Here is a 16,388-nt window from a genome sequence, read left to right as displayed (position 1 = left end):
CCGCAACATAGGTTATAAAACGCCCCGCGCCAGCAAGGTTCCAGCGCGGGTGCGTCAATCAGTTGCTCGCTGTTCGATAATTATGCCTGTAGAAAATATGAACTCCGATCCGCGCGGTTTCTTTATACACGCGCGACCAGGACGGACGAACCGCCGTGGTGTGATAGTGTGTGGCACCTTCGGTCAGTTCTTTGGTGACACCGTCGATGGCCACACGCGCAACTTTAGCTACGCGCTCATACGCCTTCTTTTCGCGGATCACTTCCTTTTGGCCATCACAGGTGTAAGTGAACTGGCACTGGTATTTCTTACCGGTTCCCTGCTTGATCACGCCGCACAGCGAGTCCGGGAACCGGCCACTGTCCACGCGATTCAGGATAACCTCGGCCACGGCAAACTGTCCGCGCACGCTTTCACCACGTGCTTCAAAGTACAGCGCCTCAGCTAGACACTTAAAATTTTCGTCCCCGGTTGCCTTGGGCTGTTGGTCCAGCCAATCCTTCGAGTACGACATTTTTTGAGGCTCAAGCTCTTTTCGGGGCTTGAACAGAGTCAGATAGTCGCGAAAATTCTGCCCAGGCACTTCGGTCCGGGTGACAAGTTCGCGTTCGGCAGTATCGGTGGCTTTCTTTTCAGCGAAAGACACACTTGGCAGCATGGTTGCCGCCAACGTGGCAGCAGCCAGTATGTATCGTAGCATCAGATAACCTCGCACAGGCACATATCGCGCCGTACCCTCCCCCGGCGGGCGCGACGAGGCATTTAGCGCAGTCCGACGCAGACGTCCAGATCAGAAGAAAACGCAAGTGGAAAATCGCCCGTGGCGAAAATTAATTCTGCCACAAGGTTGCTTAAAAAGCACTAATCCTAGGGCAAACAGCCTATGTCAACCCCCAAGTCTGGACGAAATCGCCAGCTGAGCGGAAGCCAGCCGAGCGACAGGCACCCGGAACGGAGAGCATGACACATAGTCAAATCCCAGATCGCGGCAGATGGCTATTGATTCGGGGTTGCCGCCATGCTCACCGCATACAGAAAGGGTAACATCCGGCTGGGCCTGACGTCCACGTTCCGCGCCGAGTTTCAGCAATTCTCCGACCCCGTCGGGGTCAAGCACATGGAACGGGTCCTCGACAAAAACGCCCTGACGAACATAGTCAGACATGAACCGGCCGGCATCGTCGCGGGACAGGCCATAGGTCATTTGTGTCAGGTCGTTGGTACCAAAACTCAAGAACGCGGTCTGAGGTGCAATTTCATCCGCTCGCAGACAAGCCCGAGGCGTTTCTACCATGACACCCAGGCGGTATTCGAACTCTTGCCCTTGTTCGGTTGCAACCGAGGCCGCGACCGTATCGATGCGGGATTTGACCAGCTCAACTTCGCGCTTGGCCGAAACCAACGGGATCATCACCTCGGGAACGACAGGCGCGCCGTCCTTGCTGGCCTCAAGCGTCGCCTCAAAAATGGCGCGGGCCTGCATGTCGTAGATTTCGGGCACAGTCACACCCAGACGCACGCCGCGAAGACCCAGCATCGGGTTATATTCAGTCATCGCCGCAACACGCCGTTCGACATCCGACACAGGCAAATCCAGCGCCTCGGCCAGCTCGCGCTGTCCACTGCGTGTGGTCGGCAAAAATTCGTGCAAAGGCGGGTCGAACAGGCGGATACAGACGGGCTGACCTTCCATGATACGGAACAGCTGAACGAAATCCTCGCGCTGCATGGGCAGCAGACGCTCCAAAACCGCCGCGCGACCCGATGAAGTTTGCGCAAAGATCATCTCGCGCATCACGATCAGGCGACCGGGATCAAAGAACATATGCTCGGTCCGACACAGGCCGATCCCCTGCGCCAGAAAGTTCCGTGCAGTCTGTGCGTCGGCCGGTGTATCCGCGTTGGCGCGGATGGCGATGTCGCGTTCATCATCCGCCCAGCCCATAAGCGTTTGAAAACAATCGTCCAAAGCCGCCTCAAGCATCGCGGGCTGTCCGGCCAGAACCTGCCCCGAGGACCCGTCGATCGTTAAAACGTCGCCCGTCTTGAACACCCGCCCATCGGGGGCAGACAGCAGCCTTTTCTTGGTCTGGAACCGCATCTCGGACGCACCAACGATACAGGGCAAGCCCAAACCGCGCCCAATCACGGCGGCGTGGCTCGTCATACCGCCCTTTTCGGTCAGTACGGCGACCGCCGCATGCATCCCGCGCACATCTTCGGGCGAGGTTTCACGGCGTATCAGAATACACGGCTCGCCGCGCGCGGCACTGGCCTGCGCCTCGGCGGCGGTGAACACGATCTTGCCCGTTGCAGCCCCAGGGCTGGCGGCAATACCGGTGGTCAGTACATCCCGTTCTGCCTCGGGGTGGACCTGACGGTGCAACATCTCGTTCAGGGAATGCGGATCGACTCGCATCACCGCCTCTTGCGGCGGTATGATGCCGTCTTCGGCCAGGCGAACGGCAATCCGCATCGCCGCCCGAGCGCTGCGCTGTACACGTACACCGTCCAGAATATGCACATGACCATTCTCGATCACGAACTCGACCTGCATTTCCTCGCGCAGCTTGGCGCGCATCAAGGCTGCGTGGGCCTTGAGTTCGGCAAATGCCTTGGGTGCAACCTCTTCCAGTGATTTCCCGCGCGGGTCCTTTTCCAGATACAGCGCTGCCACATCCGCACCCAGCGCATCGCGGCCTTGGCTTTGACTGAGATAACGACCGGTGATTTGCGGTAACCCAGTTGCAGGATCAATCAGTTGCAACACACCCGAGCCGCACTCACCCTGCCCCACGCCGGGGATCATTTCCTGAATGACCAAGCCCAACCCGGCATCCGCCGGCGCCCCCTTGGCCTGTCGCAGCAACCGGGCCGAGGTTCCATCCCACGCCCGTGCCATCGACCGAAGGACGGCAATCAGCTGCTCGCCCCGGTCTTGGGGAAATGCCTCGTCCGTTTCATCCTCATAAGCGCGCAAGGATTGGCTCAGCCCTTCGCTGCCATCCGCGCTGATATCGTCGAAAACATCCGCGTCCAAACGGGCCACATGAATTGCGTAGCTTTGAACAAAGCGCAGGTACAGCGCGGCGGCGGCCTCGGCGCCCATCGAATCCGACAGGTCCACGTAGCGCGCGTCGTTCATACCGATATTCAAGATCGCACCGGGGCCACCCCAATCGGGGTCTTCAGAGCTGGGCCGGACGCACAGCAACGCCGTCTGTTCAAACTGCTCCAGAACTGCGGCGATATCCGGCACCTGCCCTTCGGCAATCCGATGTACCGCGTCAAAGGACAGCGCCACCGTTCGCGGCACCGGAAGGTCCAAACGGACTAGACGTTGCAGACATTTCGCTCGCCCGCCGTGTGTATTGGCGGCCACGGGCGCTTCGGTCGTTATCAGAGTGGTATGCGGATTATTCTGCACTGCAGCACCTTTTGGTTTCACCGCAGCATAAGCCCTTGCACCAATGGCGCAAGGGCGTTCTGGATTAACCTTCGATCTTGCTGAGGTCCGCCACGGAGGAGCAGACCTGACGGATTTGGCTCAACAGGTTCAGACGGTTGCGGCGCAGAATGTCGTTGTCAGTATTGACCTGAACTTCGTCAAAAAACGCATCGACCGGCCCACGCAGCTCCGCCATTGTCGTCATCGCCTTGGGGAAATCCTCTGACTTCAGCGCCGTCTCGATCTTGCCCTGCGCCTGATCCAAGGCGGCGAACAAGGCCCTTTCGCTGTCCGTCTCGGCGAATTTCACATCCGCGCCATAAGAGTATTCGACGCCGTCCTTTTCCTCAGCCTGCGTCAGGATGTTGTTGGCGCGCTTGAAGCCCTGCACAAGGTTCTCGCCATCCTCGGTCGCAATCACCGCATTCAGCGCACGGGCGCGTTTGACCAGCAGGTTCAGGTCATCATTGCCGTCCATCGCGATACAGGCGTCGATGATGTCGTGACGGATACCCTCGTCGCGCAGGAAGACTTTGAGGCGGTCGTGAAAGAAGGAGAGGATGGACGACGACGCGTTGCTAATCTTCTTCGAGATTCCTTGAAGGATGGAACCATCACTCACATCCGGTTCAAATGGATTATCGGCGCTTTCAGGAATTTGCCCAATCACTGATTTGAACGCCGCCTGAAATACCCCGTACTTAGCGATCTCCTGAAGCGTACTTTCAAGTGTGAATAGGTCTTGTTCATCGCCGGATACCCGAAGACCCTCAAGTTCATATGACAGCAATTGGCGGTCTACGACACCGTTAATCGGCAAACGCAGATCATTCTCCAAGACCAACCGAATAACCCCCAACGCCGCACGGCGCAGGGCAAACGGATCTTTCGACCCGGTCGGCTTCTCATCAATCGCCCAGAACCCGGTCAGCGTGTCCAGCTTGTCGGCCAGTGCCACGGCCACCGACAGCGGCGCGGTCGGCACGTCATCTGACGGACCAAGCGGTGAGTAATGCTCTTGCGCCACGGCGGCCACGGTGGCGTCTTCGCCTGCGGCTTCAATATAATACCGCCCCATAAGCCCCTGAAGTTCGGGGAATTCATACACCATCTCAGAGCTCAGATCGGCCTTGGCCAGACGCGCGGCTTTCTCAGCCTGATCCGCATCCGCGCCCGTCACCGGGGACAGTTCGCGAGCCAATGCCGCGATGCGGTCGATCCGCTCGACCTGTGTACCCAGCTTGTTGTGGAAGGTCACATTCTCCAGCGCGCAGGTCCATTGGGCGATGTCCGATTTGGCGACGCGCAGGTCGTTTTCCCAGAAGAACTTGGCATCCGCCAGACGCGCCGACAGCACCTTTTGGTTCCCAGCCAGAATGGTCGCGCCATTGTCGGCGGTTTCGCGGTTGGCGACGGTAACGAACCGCTCGATCCGACCGGTCTTTGGATTGCGGACCGAGAAGAATTTCTGATGCTCTTTCATCGAGGTCTGTAGCACCTCAGGAGGCAGTTCCAAAAACTCTTCGTCAATCTGCCCCATCAGCACCACGGGCCATTCGACCAGACCAGCGACCTCGGCCAGCAGGCCCTTGTCATCGACCACTTCCAGACCGGCGGCAAAGGCCATGTTCTGGGCGTCGTTCCAGATATGTTCAGCGCGGTCAGAGGGGTTCAGCACCACAAAGGCGCGCTTCAGTTTGGCAGCGTAGTCATCGAACGACGTGACCGCAAAGCGATCTGGCGCCATAAAGCGGTGACCCGCAGTGGTGTCGCCCGCTTTGATCCCTTCGACCTCAAGCGGCACGGCTTGCGCGCCAGCCTCATCGGACAGAATGCACAGGATCGAATGTAGCGGACGCACCCAGCGCAGCGAACCGTCGCCCCAGCGCATCGACTTGGGCCAAGGAAAGTTGCGAATGGTTGCCTCAAGCACTTCGGCCACGATCTCGGACGCCGGGCGTCCGGCTTTTTCGATAGTCGCGAAATAGACCGCGCCTTTGGGTGTATCGCGTTCTTCCAACTGATCGCGGGTCAGGCCCGCACCGCGCAGGAAGCCTTCGATGGCCTTGTCCGGTGCGCCGACTTTCGGCCCTTTGCGCTCTTCGCGGATCGTTGGGCTCTCATTCAGAAGACCTTCGATCGCCAGCGTCAGGCGACGCGGCGTGGTCAGGGCGGCAGCCCCGGCATAGGTCAGACCGGCCTCAACCAAACCGTCGGTCATCCGTTTTTTCAGGTCCTCACCGGCGCGGGTCTGCATGCGGGCGGGGATTTCCTCGGAAAACAGTTCGATCAGCAGGTCGGGCATTTTCGGTCCTTAGAAATTAACGATCGTCTGAATGACGATGGCATTGGCGATATCCACAAAGAAGGCGGATACAAGGGGCAGCACGATAAAGGCAATAGGCGACGGGCCATATCGCTTGGTAACTGCGGTCATATTGGCAATAGCGGTCGGGGTCGCGCCCAGTGCAAAACCGCCAAACCCCGCAGACAGTACGGCGGCGCGATAGTTGCCGCCCATCACCGGGAACAACACCCAAATCACAAACGCCACAGTAAACAAGGTCTGCGCACCCATGATAACGACGATGGCCAACCCCAGTTCGGCAATGGTCCAAAGCTGAAGGCTCATCAGCGACATGGCCAGAAACGCGCCCAGCGAAAACTCGGATATCAGCGCCAGCGAGGGGGTCCGGGACACCGGCGGCGCGTTGGGGGCCAAAGCTGCGCGAACATTGGCAATGACGATCCCCATGATCAGGCAGGGCACGAACAAGGGCAGTTTCAACCCGGTAGCCGCGATTGCCTCGCTCAAAAAATAGCCGAAGATGATCGCCAGATTCAGATAAAGCAACACGCGCATGATGGTCAGGTGGTCGATCATGGTCTCGGCCTCAGTGGCATCATCCGGCAGCCCAACTGTGTGTTCTTCGTCCGGGCGGTCCGGGGTCAATTTCTTACCTTCGACCAATAGACGGGCAATCGGCCCGCCCACCAGCGCAGCCAGCACAAGGCCAAGCGTCGCCACGGCCACGCCGAGTTCAGTCGCGCCCTCAAGCCCGGTGACTGCGCCAACCTCGGGGGCCCACGCGATGGCGGTACCATGCCCGCCAATCAGAGACGCAGAGCCAAAGAGAACCCCAGCTTGGGCCGGATAGCCAAAGGCAACTGCTCCGGCGGCACCGACGGCATTCTGGGCAACGATTGTCACCAACGTCAGAATGAGCAGCAGGAACAAAGGCTTGCCGCCGGAAATCAAATCGGCAAGCCGTGCATTCAACCCAATTCCGGCAAAGAACACGATCAGCAGAAAATCCCGCGAGGCAAGGTCGAACGTCAGCTCAAGCCCTGCCACGACATACAGAATCAGCAATACAAGAGACGCCAGCAACCCGCCGGTGACAGGCTCAGGGATATTAAATTGACGCAGCGGAGCGACCCGAGAGTTGATCTCGGCCCCAATCAGATAGACCGCAATGCCAAGCGTGGCGGTCAGAAAATTGGGAATGTGAAGCATTTCCTCGACTTCGGGCATCTCAGTCCCCCGGCCGTGGCGGGCATTCCTCGCCCACAACCGTTCCGTCATAGGCTTTTTCACCGCAATTGTTCAGCGCGTGCCAGACATAGCCTTTGCCATCTGCCGTCACGGCCACAATGCGGTCCACGCCATAGTGTATGTTCTTGGCCCCCATAAAAGCTTGCGCCTGTCCAGACTTCAGAGCCTCGGCAATGGCAACCGCGTTGTAGCAGTCGAACCAGCCCGGCGCGGTCAGCGGTTCGGGGTTTTCGACCGGCTGAAAAGCCGCAAGTTCATCGCTCGTCATCTCGGTCTCAAAACACGCCCGGTATCGGATCGGAGAGCTGTCCGCATCAATCGCCTGAAACGCCGTGTACGGGATCGGCTGGGGTTCCTCTGCCCCCTCGACAAGCAATTCCACGTCCTTCCCTGGCTGGGGCGCGACGTCATAGTAGAACCCGTACACCTGAAGGTAATACATGCCCACCCCGGCCAAAGCCGCAGAAACAATAAGGATGATTGCAAGCAGTTTTCCGGTCATCTTCTCAACATCCCGATCACGCGGCCTCTTTCAACTTGGCGGAAAATAGGCCAGTTTCCAAACTGATACAGGTCGGAACGAGGCTATTCGAATGGACATGACCCTTGCCGTTGGGTTCTTCGGCGCGCTGTTTGCGATTATGAACCCGATCACCAACCTGCCCGTTTTCCTGAGCGTCACCGACGGCCTGACGCCCGCTGACCAGCACAAGGTCGCGGCGAAAACCGCCACGTACTGCCTGATCCTGGGCGGAGCGTTTGCGGCCATTGGCAATCAGACGCTTGGCCTGTTCGGCATCAGTGTGGATGATCTGCGTGTTGCAGGCGGTTTGGTCGTTCTCATGATTGGTCTGAATATGCTGAACGGCAACGAAAGTACCTCGCACCATGGAACCAAGGGGGAAAAGCAGGCTTACCCCGAGCCCGCGACGGTCGCCTTCTACCCGCTGGCCTTTCCCATTCTGGTTGGGCCCGGAACGATCACGACACTGATCTTGTACGCGCACCATATTGCAAAACCCATGGACGCCATCATCTATGCGGGCGTGTTTCTGGTGGTTCTGTTTTTGTTGTTCATCACCTTCTGGAACGCTTCGGCCCTGGCCAAACGCCTGTCCGACAACGCGCGCGTAATCATGAGCCGTTTCATGGGCATGATCCTGTCGGCCATCGCGATCAGCATGATCGCGGATGGCCTGAAAGTGCTGTTGCCGGGATTGGCCTGAGCGCGCCATCAGGCCTCGAACCCGGCTGCCCCGGTCTGTACAAACGCATCGGCACATTGCTTGGCCAGCGCCCGCACGCGACCAATATAGGCCTGCCGTTCCGTGACCGAGATCACCCCCCGTGCGTCCAATAAGTTGAACATGTGGCTGGCCTTGATGCACTGATCATAGGCCGGGTGCGCCATGATGATACGCTTGCCGGTTTTTGGGTCGTCATGCTCCTGCGCCAGAATGGCGGCGCATTCGGCCTCGGCCTCTTCAAAATGACGCAGCAGAACTTCGGTATTGGCAACGTCAAAGTTCCAGCGGGCGTATTCCTCTTCGGTCTGTTTGAAGATGTCGCCATAGGTCAGCGGGCTGGGTGATTGCGGATCATTAAAGGGCATGTCCATCACGTGATCAATGCCCAGCACATACATTGCCAGACGCTCCAGACCATAGGTCAGTTCACCCGAAACGGGTGTGCAGTCATGGCCGCCGACTTGCTGAAAATAGGTGAACTGGCTGACTTCCATGCCGTCACACCAGACCTCCCAACCCAGACCCCAGGCGCCCAGTGTGGGGCTTTCCCAGTCATCTTCAACAAAGCGAATGTCATGTAGGTCCATGTCGATACCGATGGCCTGAAGGCTACCCAGATACAGCTCTTGCAGATCCGGCGGACTGGGTTTGATCAGCACCTGATACTGGTAATAGTGCTGCAACCGGTTGGGGTTTTCACCGTATCGCCCATCGGTTGGGCGGCGCGAGGGTTGCACATAGGCCGCCGCCCACGGTTTTGACCCCAAAGCGCGCAGCGTGGTGGCCGGGTGGAACGTACCTGCGCCAACCTCCATGTCATAGGGCTGCAGGATCGCGCAGCCTTTCGAAGCCCAATAGGTTTGAAGTCGCAGGATAATTTCCTGAAAAGAACGTGGTGCGCTGGACGGTTCGGTCATGACATTCCCTTTGGGCACGTCTGCGCCCGGTTCCGGTCGGTTTTGTCCTTCCTATGCAAGGGGCCAAGGGGCGTCAACGGGCCAATCGGGTTGGGCTGTCACTGCACCGCCACACTGGAAATTCCCCGTATTCCAGGCATGGCTTTCTGCGGTTCAATTCGCGTAGTCTGCCGCAAAGCTAAAACACTGCGAACACGGGCAGACAATGACACGCATATTCACTGCAATTCTGTTTCTATTTTCAATCGGCGCAAGTGCCGTATCAGCGCAACAAGACGCCGGCGTTTGGGTCCAGGTCGAGGCGCGCCCTTCGCTGCGCGAGGCACAAGAGCGCGCGCAGGCTTATTCAAGCCTCTTGCCAGACGTAAACGGGTTTCGCCTGAATTCTGGCTGGTATGCTATTGTTATCGGGCCTTATTTGCGCAGTGACGCTGAACAGGTTCTGGACGTTTACCGGGCCGAAGGGCAGATACCGGCTGACAGCTACATAGCCTTCACCAGCTCTCTGGGTCAGCAGTTCTGGCCAGTCGGTGCGAATATCCTGAACCGGGGCGTGGTGACACCGCCCGTCGAAAACACTCCACAACCGGAAGCGACCGTTTCGGGGTTGTCGGCTGAGCCCGCAGATGAAACCCGCTCGCAAGCCCTACAGTCCGAACGCCTGCTCACTGCGCAAGAGCGTCGGGATTTGCAGACAGCCTTGCAGGCCGCAGGGTTTTACAACGCCACTATTGACGGCGCGTTTGGTCAAGGCACGCGCCGATCGATGGGTGACTGGCAACGATTCAACGGTTTTGAAGCCACCGGCGTTCTGACCACAGCGCAGCGCAAGTCGCTGATGGATAACTATAACGCGCCGCTGATCAGCGTCGGCATGGCGCGATATTCGGACCCGCAGGCCGGTATTGATCTCGACCTGCCGTTGGATGTTCTTGCCTTTGACCGCTATGAGGCCCCATTTGCGCATTTCAAAGGCACCACCGACCTTGATGCCAAAGCGCTGCTGATCAGTCAGAAGGGCGACAAGGCGACCCTACGCGCGCTCTACGAGGTCATGCAATCGCTAGAGATCGTCCCACTGGACGGCCCCCGTCAATTGCGCGGTGATCGCTTTACACTGGAAGGTCGCGGGAACGGGGTTGTCTCGTACACCCAGGCCGCGCTGAAGGACGGCCAGATCAAAGGCTTCACGCTGGTCTGGCCCGAAGGGGATGAAGCCCGCCGGGCACGGGTTCTGGCCGCGCTCAAGGCCAGCTTCACCACAAACAGCGCCGTTCTAGACGCAGGGGCCGGTGCAAATGCCGAGCAACGGATCGATCTTGTTTCCGGCCTGCAAATCCGCAAGCCGCGCCTGTCCCGGTCCGGCTTTTTCACCGATGCTAGCGGTACAATCCTGACGGTATCCGAGGCCACCGACAGCTGCACCCGGATCACCCTGAACGACGATCAGGAAGTTCAGGTCGCCTGGGCCGATGCTGATCTGGGCGTGGCCGTTCTGCGGCCCCGGAACAACCTTGCGCCGATCAGCGTCGCGGAATTCGGCACCGATCAACCGCGCATCCAATCCGAGGTCGCAGTGTCGGGCTTTTCGTATCAGGGCGCATTGGGGGCGCCGACGCTGACCTATGGCCAGATTACTGACGTGCGCGGTCTGAACGGAGAAGACGGAGTGAAACGTCTGGCGATGGCCGCCCAGCCGGGCGATGCTGGCGGACCTGTTTTCGATGACGCCGGTCAGGTTGTCGGCATGTTGCTACCCACCCCGTCCGATGGGCGCACCTTGCCCGCCTCGGTCAGTCTGGCAGCCACGGCTGAGCGGTTGAACGCGGCGCTTGAACAGGCAGGCGTCTCGGGCCAACCGGGTCAATCGACTGCCGAGATCTCACCCAACGAACTTAGCCGCAGAGCCAACGGAATGACTGTTCTGGTGCATTGTTGGGATTAATTTGATCCCCAAAAGTGGAACGCCGCCCCTTTGGGCGGCGTTTTTTTGTTTACACGATATCAGGCGTTACGCGGATGAGGGTTGGAACCGGCGCGTCGAAGGCCGCGCGCACTGCAGTCTGCATCTCCGCCAAACTAGTGGGCGCGGCAGACAGGGCCCCAAAAGCCTCAGCCAGTTTGCAGAAATCCGGGTTGTGGGCGACCACCGCGTTCGGCGCGATCTGACCTCGGACCATACTGTCCTCGATCTCTTTCAGCTTGCCGTTGTCCCATAGGATAATGGGCAGTGAAAGACCCAGCTCGACCGCTACACCAAGTTCCATCATCGTATAGTGGAACCCGTAATCCCCGGCGATCACGGCTGTTGGTTTGCCCCGACGCGCAACCGCACCGCCAATACCAGCGGGCAAGCCATATCCCAGCGTGCCAAAGCCGGTCGGGTGATGCCAGTGATAGGGATAGGCCATGTCCCAGACCTCTTTCCCGGCATAGGCGATTTGGGTCATGTCGGAATAGATCATCGTATCCGCCGGCATGGCATCGCGCAGAGCATCAAGCACCGGAACGATCCCCGGCCGCTCGGCATCGACCTCGGCGCGCCAGCGTCTGCGCGCCTCTGTGATTTCTTCCGGCGTCCAACCCGTTGCAGGTTTCACCTTGTCAATCGCACCCCATAAGGCATGCGCAAAACTTTCCCCATCAGCCTGCAGCTTGACGCCCGCACGATGGTGATCGGACAGAACCCTGGGATCAAGATCGACCCGCACCAGATGAGCGCTGTGCCCCAGGTTGTCGCGCCACAGATCGACCTCGCCCAGTTCGGCACCTACGGCGACTACAAGGTCAGCGGACCCAATCATCTCGGCGCTGCCGGGGCGCGTCAGCATGGCACCAAAGTCCAACGCATAACCCTGCCCGGCCATCCCACGCCCAGCAAAAGTTGTGAAGCAGGCCGCTCCCAGTTCCGTCAAAATCTGCCGCCACAGATTAGACCGCGCGCCACCGCCCAAAATGAACAACGGCCTGCGCGCGATATTCAACAAAGACATGACCGGAGCAATATCGGGTGGCAAAACCTTGGTGCGCAGCCCCGGCTGATTGGGAAATGGCGCGGGGTCGGCATCGGCCTCAAGCTGGGCAATCGGCACCTGAATATGTTTGGGGCGCGGTCGGGACAGTTCGAACTCTTCAAAAGCACGCTCGACCAGACCATAGGCGGTCTGTGCGGAAATGGCCTGCCGCGACCAGTCAGTCACGGTTTCAGCCGCCCCAAGCTGATCCTTCATCTGATGCAATTGCCCATGCACCGCCTGCGTTTCATCAAGACAAGAAGACATCACCAGCAGGGGCACCGAATCCGTATAGGCCTGCCCCATCGGTGTCATGATATTGCACAGCCCCGGCCCGGTGATCACATAGGCCACACCCGGCTTGCCGGTCGCGCGAGCATAGCCATCGGCCATGAACCCAGCCCCCTGTTCATGCCGGGCCAACACATGCGTGATGCCAGCTTCTTCGATGCCGCGATACATTTCCTGGTTGTGAACACCAGGGATGCCGAAAATCACGTCAACGCCGCGATCTTTCAACATATGCGAAATCTGGGCCCCCAAGGGTCTTTTCATCAGTTTCTCCAGAATTGGACGGTGAACAACGCGTAGACGGCCAGCAGTTCCAGCCGCCCGACCAACATGCCGATGGACAACAACCATTTAGCGGTGTCATTCAGCCCGGCGAAATTTCCTGCCGGACCGATCTGGCTGCCCAGTCCCGGCCCCACATTGGCCAGTGCGGTCGCAGCCCCCGAAACCGAAGTGATGAAGTCCAACCCCGTCAGCGCCAACGCCCAGGCCAGCACACCCAGCGACAGCACGAAGAACATGAAAAAACTCATCACCGAAGTCAGGACATCCGTCCCGATCGTGCGCCCGCCATATCGCGGGGCAAAAACGCCATGCGGTGAGCGGATACGGCGAATTTGCGTTTTGATCGACGCAAACAGCAGCTGATACCGGAAAATCTTGATCGAACAGGCGGTCGAGCCCGCGCATCCGCCGATCAGACCGATCAGAAAGAACAGCATGACCGGGAAACTGCCCCACGTCATGTAATCAACGCTGGCATAACCCGTACCCGAAATAATCGAGGTGATGTTGAACAGCGATTCCCGGAACGCTTGTTCCCAATGATGTGGAAAGACTACGGTTAGGAACACCGCCATGACCACGACCAGCACCAGGATTGTCGCCAGGAATGTCTGTATCTGGCTGTCCTGCCACAGTGAGTTCGTGTTGCCATTGGCGAATTGAACATAGCGCACGAAGGGCAGCGCCGCGAGGATCATAAAGACCGCAGCCGCATACTCGGTCGGCCCCGAGAAACTGCCGAAGGACGTGTCGTAGTTCGAGAACCCTCCGGTCGCGATGGTTGTCATCGCATGCACGACGGCATCGAAAAAACCCATCCCCAAACCGGCGTAGACAAGCGCGCAGACAAAGGTCAAAAAGACATAGATCAGGGAAATCTGCCCTGCGATCTCTTGCGCGCGCGGTAGGATTTTCCCCATGGTTTCAAACCCTTCCGAGCGGAAAATCTGCATCCCTCCCACGCGAAGTTCGGGCAGGAACACCATGGCGACTACAATAATCCCAATGCCACCCAGCCATTGCAGCAATCCGCGCCACAACAGCAAACCCTGAGGCAGATTATCAAGCCCGGAAATGACAGTCGAACCAGTAGTGGTCAGCCCCGACATTGCCTCAAAATAAGCATCGACAAAGCGCAGCTCGGTCTCGCCGAATAAAAACGGGATTGCGCCGAAAAAGGGCAGCGCCACCCAAACGCCGGTGGTCAGCAAAAAGGTCTGACGGATCGTCAGACCTTCGCCCACTCCGTTCGAACAACTGATGGACAGGATAACGCCCGTCAGCATGGTGATGACGCCGCTTCCCAGAAAAACAGGCCATTCACCCCGGCCTTCGATGAAATCCGCAAGCATGGGAAGCATCATGGTCGCCCCAAGAATGGCGACCAACAGGCCAATCACATATCCAACCGGGCGCATATCCGTCATGAGGCGCAGCGTTGGCGCGCCTGCACGACTGTGTCAAGCGGATGTCCCGTTTACTCGTCGGTTTTGCTGACGGGTGTGGGCATTGCGGGCGGTTTTGAAGGCGCGCGCGTCCGGTTCTGAGGTGCAGCAGACTTGGCTGTATCCGCCAGGGGCGCCACAGGTTTCGCCTCGGCTTTGGGGGCCACAGGCTTGGCGGCAGGTGCAGCCGTTGGTTTTGCCGTGACCGATTTCGCCGCCTGCACTTTGGGCGCGGCTGGCTTGGCTGTGGCCTTGGGTGCCGCAGGTTTCGCTACTGCCTTTGGAGCCACGCGTTTTGCGGCAGGTTTGGGTGCGGCGGGCTTTGCCTCGGGCTTGACGGCCGCAGGTTTAGGCGCTGCAACCTTGGCCACTGCTGGCTGGGAGGCCGCATTTGCCACAACCTGTTTAGGTGATTCGGCTTTTGGGGTCGCTGCCGTCTTGGCCCGAACGCGCGGTTTGGACTTTGGTGCGGCGGTCGTTTTGACCTTGGCTACAGGCTTGGCAGCTGCCGCCTTGGATTTGAATTCCGGTTTCTTATTGGCAGGTGCAGGAACCGACGAAGACGCGTGCAGAGCATGCACTGGAACGAAAGGCAGCTCCATGGCCGAATTCGCCAAAATCTGCATGATCTTCAGTTGGTTGCTGACTGCATAACCGGCCAGTCGAATGGCCGCCGCCTGAAACTCAAGCGGTTGGGTAATCGGATTCATTAGTCATTTCTCCTGTAAAAACGAAGCAACCTTCCAAGAAAAGAACCGCTCTGCCCCACCCCGGTATTAGGGGCGAGTGACCAAGGCTTGAAATCCCCGGACATCGCACGTCGCGGCTTCCTTTTCAGAGTGGCCCGTGGGCTGACACGCCCTCACACCATGGCTGCGTTCACGGATAGTTTAACGCGAAACACACTGCGCGTGCAGAAATATTGCTGCAGTGCGGCAATTTTTCGCCAATTGGATCAAAATGAGACAACAGGATGCTCTTTTCGAGCTACCCGATGTGAAACAGGGTCGAGAACAAGCGTGGATCCAAACTGGCGGAAACAAAGGTTGGCCCTTCGGTCAGCACCGACACTGCGTCGTGGCTGTGCAGGCTTTCCTGATGGCTGGCCACAACACGGAAATCACCGACATGATGATCGGCCAGAAGCTCGGCACAAAACAAGCGCGCGGCGTCTTCGACAAAGATTGGGTTCGCGGCATTCAGCTCGGCAAAGGCCTGTTCGTCCTCGCGCTTGACCATCACTTGCGTTTCGGTCGGTACGGCGCGGCGGCACAGGGCAATCAGATCTTCGAACCACAGGCAATCTGCTTTGCAATCAACAACAACGGAAATCCGCGCAACAGAACGCTGGGAATGCGGTGTCGCCAGTTGCCCCCGTGTGGACCGCGCATGTTCGCTCAGCTCAAGCGAACATGGGCAGGTGGACGAATAGACATAGTCCAGATGGATGATCTTCTGACGTACGCCGTTTTGTTCGACCAATTCCAACGCGATGTCGTAATACTGATACCCTTGCAGCCCCGATCGCAGGCTTTCCACCCGGTCCGGGTAGGAAAACCTCATCTGGATACGCGCATCGAAACTGTCCAGATCGGTCATATAATCGTCCAGCGCAGCCTCCATAACCTCAAAACTGAACGTACGCTCGGCATGTTTGTAGAACGAGCGCATAATGCGGGACATGTTGATGCCCTTCTTTTCGGCATCAAGGCTGACCGTTCCGGTGACCGAGGTTTCAAGCGTGAGATCCTCACCATGTTTACGGTGGAATCGAATCGGCAAACGGAAATTAGAAATGCCCACATGCTGAATTTGTTGCATGGCCCCGCGGATCAGGCTGGACGGTCCGTTTTGAAGGTCCGGCAACGATGCCCGATAGGCCGCGTCAACTGTGAAATCTTCGGCATATTCTCGCGACAGCGAAGGATAATTCACTGGAACCAGCCCGGGCACGAGGCGCGCAATTGCAGGATCAAGCTGGCTGATCTCAGCTTCACTCGCGGACTCGGCCCATTTGCGCAGCGTTCTAAGCGCGGCGGCGGCGTCTTCATTGTCAGGTGCGTCTTCAATGGTGCGGGGGTACACATTCATCGAACGGGGTTCCTCGGTTGGTCGCCGGACTATATACAGGTTCGACGCTTTTTCCAGTTTAACCGTATACGCATCAAAGTACGGCCCGGATGAA

12 protein-coding genes are annotated in these 16,388 nt (G+C 58.5%); 2 read left to right on the top strand and 10 right to left on the bottom strand.

Annotated features, from left to right (window positions below):
- Nucleotides 1–58: 58 nt before the first annotated feature.
- From ACR0JB_RS03050 to ACR0JB_RS03030, 5 genes are all read right to left on the bottom strand, one after another.
- Nucleotides 59–700, bottom strand: a complete 642-nt coding sequence (locus ACR0JB_RS03050; protein WP_170393583.1) for a cell wall hydrolase — start codon at nt 698–700, stop codon at nt 59–61.
- 186 nt (nt 701–886) lie between these two features.
- A complete protein-coding gene (locus tag ACR0JB_RS03045) occupies nt 887–3,448 on the bottom strand; it encodes a putative PEP-binding protein (RefSeq protein ID WP_170393580.1) in 2,562 nt (853 codons plus the stop codon).
- A 43-nt stretch (nt 3,449–3,491) separates the two neighbouring features.
- Nucleotides 3,492–5,753: a glycine--tRNA ligase subunit beta gene (glyS, locus tag ACR0JB_RS03040; RefSeq protein ID WP_480789670.1), complete on the bottom strand. Its 2,262-nt coding sequence runs from the start codon at nt 5,751–5,753 to the stop codon at nt 3,492–3,494.
- 9 nt (nt 5,754–5,762) lie between these two features.
- A complete protein-coding gene (gltS, locus tag ACR0JB_RS03035) occupies nt 5,763–6,983 on the bottom strand; it encodes a sodium/glutamate symporter (protein ID WP_170393576.1) in 1,221 nt (406 codons plus the stop codon).
- A gap of 1 nt (nt 6,984) precedes the next feature.
- Complete coding sequence (locus tag ACR0JB_RS03030; protein ID WP_170393575.1) at nt 6,985–7,506, bottom strand: DUF6446 family protein; 522 nt, start codon at nt 7,504–7,506, stop codon at nt 6,985–6,987.
- 91 nt (nt 7,507–7,597) lie between these two features.
- On the opposite strand from ACR0JB_RS03030, the gene ACR0JB_RS03025 reads away from it, so the two are divergent.
- A complete protein-coding gene (locus ACR0JB_RS03025; RefSeq protein WP_170577437.1) occupies nt 7,598–8,230 on the top strand; it encodes a MarC family protein in 633 nt (210 codons plus the stop codon).
- 8 nt (nt 8,231–8,238) lie between these two features.
- Here ACR0JB_RS03025 and ACR0JB_RS03020 read toward each other — a convergent pair whose 3' ends face one another.
- The gene (locus ACR0JB_RS03020) at nt 8,239–9,168 is read right to left on the bottom strand and encodes a glycine--tRNA ligase subunit alpha (protein WP_170348327.1); all 930 of its coding nucleotides are present in this window, start codon (nt 9,166–9,168) and stop codon (nt 8,239–8,241) included.
- 205 nt (nt 9,169–9,373) lie between these two features.
- Between ACR0JB_RS03020 and ACR0JB_RS03015 the strand changes: the two genes are divergently transcribed.
- Entirely contained in the window at nt 9,374–11,113 is a 1,740-nt protein-coding gene (locus tag ACR0JB_RS03015; RefSeq protein WP_480789669.1) for a serine protease, read from the top strand.
- Between the two features lie 49 nt (nt 11,114–11,162).
- Here ACR0JB_RS03015 and ACR0JB_RS03010 read toward each other — a convergent pair whose 3' ends face one another.
- From ACR0JB_RS03010 to folE2, 4 genes are all read right to left on the bottom strand, one after another.
- Nucleotides 11,163–12,737, bottom strand: coding sequence for a thiamine pyrophosphate-binding protein (locus ACR0JB_RS03010; RefSeq protein WP_480789668.1), 1,575 nt, complete (start codon nt 12,735–12,737; stop codon nt 11,163–11,165).
- The gene (locus tag ACR0JB_RS03005) at nt 12,737–14,185 is read right to left on the bottom strand and encodes a TrkH family potassium uptake protein (RefSeq protein WP_170348324.1); all 1,449 of its coding nucleotides are present in this window, start codon (nt 14,183–14,185) and stop codon (nt 12,737–12,739) included. Before ACR0JB_RS03005 ends, ACR0JB_RS03010 begins: the two co-directional genes overlap by 1 nt.
- A gap of 50 nt (nt 14,186–14,235) precedes the next feature.
- Nucleotides 14,236–14,913, bottom strand: coding sequence for a hypothetical protein (locus ACR0JB_RS03000; protein WP_170357856.1), 678 nt, complete (start codon nt 14,911–14,913; stop codon nt 14,236–14,238).
- Between the two features lie 277 nt (nt 14,914–15,190).
- Entirely contained in the window at nt 15,191–16,294 is a 1,104-nt protein-coding gene (folE2, locus tag ACR0JB_RS02995; RefSeq protein ID WP_170374801.1) for a GTP cyclohydrolase FolE2, read from the bottom strand.
- Between the last annotated feature and the right edge of the window lie 94 nt (nt 16,295–16,388).

Source organism: Ruegeria sp. BI7 (assembly GCF_056537925.1).
This window is presented reverse-complemented; position numbering and strand designations above follow the sequence as displayed.

Coding starts and splice junctions, on each gene's coding strand:
- ACR0JB_RS03050 (WP_170393583.1), bottom strand. CDS start 700: ATGCTACGATACATACTGGCTGCTGCCACGTTGGCGGCAACCATGCTG.
- glyS (WP_480789670.1), bottom strand. CDS start 5,753: ATGCCCGACCTGCTGATCGAACTGTTTTCCGAGGAAATCCCCGCCCGC.
- gltS (WP_170393576.1), bottom strand. CDS start 6,983: ATGCCCGAAGTCGAGGAAATGCTTCACATTCCCAATTTTCTGACCGCC.
- ACR0JB_RS03030 (WP_170393575.1), bottom strand. CDS start 7,506: ATGACCGGAAAACTGCTTGCAATCATCCTTATTGTTTCTGCGGCTTTG.
- ACR0JB_RS03025 (WP_170577437.1), top strand. CDS start 7,598: ATGGACATGACCCTTGCCGTTGGGTTCTTCGGCGCGCTGTTTGCGATT.
- ACR0JB_RS03020 (WP_170348327.1), bottom strand. CDS start 9,168: ATGACCGAACCGTCCAGCGCACCACGTTCTTTTCAGGAAATTATCCTG.
- ACR0JB_RS03015 (WP_480789669.1), top strand. CDS start 9,374: ATGACACGCATATTCACTGCAATTCTGTTTCTATTTTCAATCGGCGCA.
- ACR0JB_RS03010 (WP_480789668.1), bottom strand. CDS start 12,737: ATGAAAAGACCCTTGGGGGCCCAGATTTCGCATATGTTGAAAGATCGC.
- ACR0JB_RS03005 (WP_170348324.1), bottom strand. CDS start 14,185: ATGACGGATATGCGCCCGGTTGGATATGTGATTGGCCTGTTGGTCGCC.
- ACR0JB_RS03000 (WP_170357856.1), bottom strand. CDS start 14,913: ATGAATCCGATTACCCAACCGCTTGAGTTTCAGGCGGCGGCCATTCGA.
- folE2 (WP_170374801.1), bottom strand. CDS start 16,294: ATGAATGTGTACCCCCGCACCATTGAAGACGCACCTGACAATGAAGAC.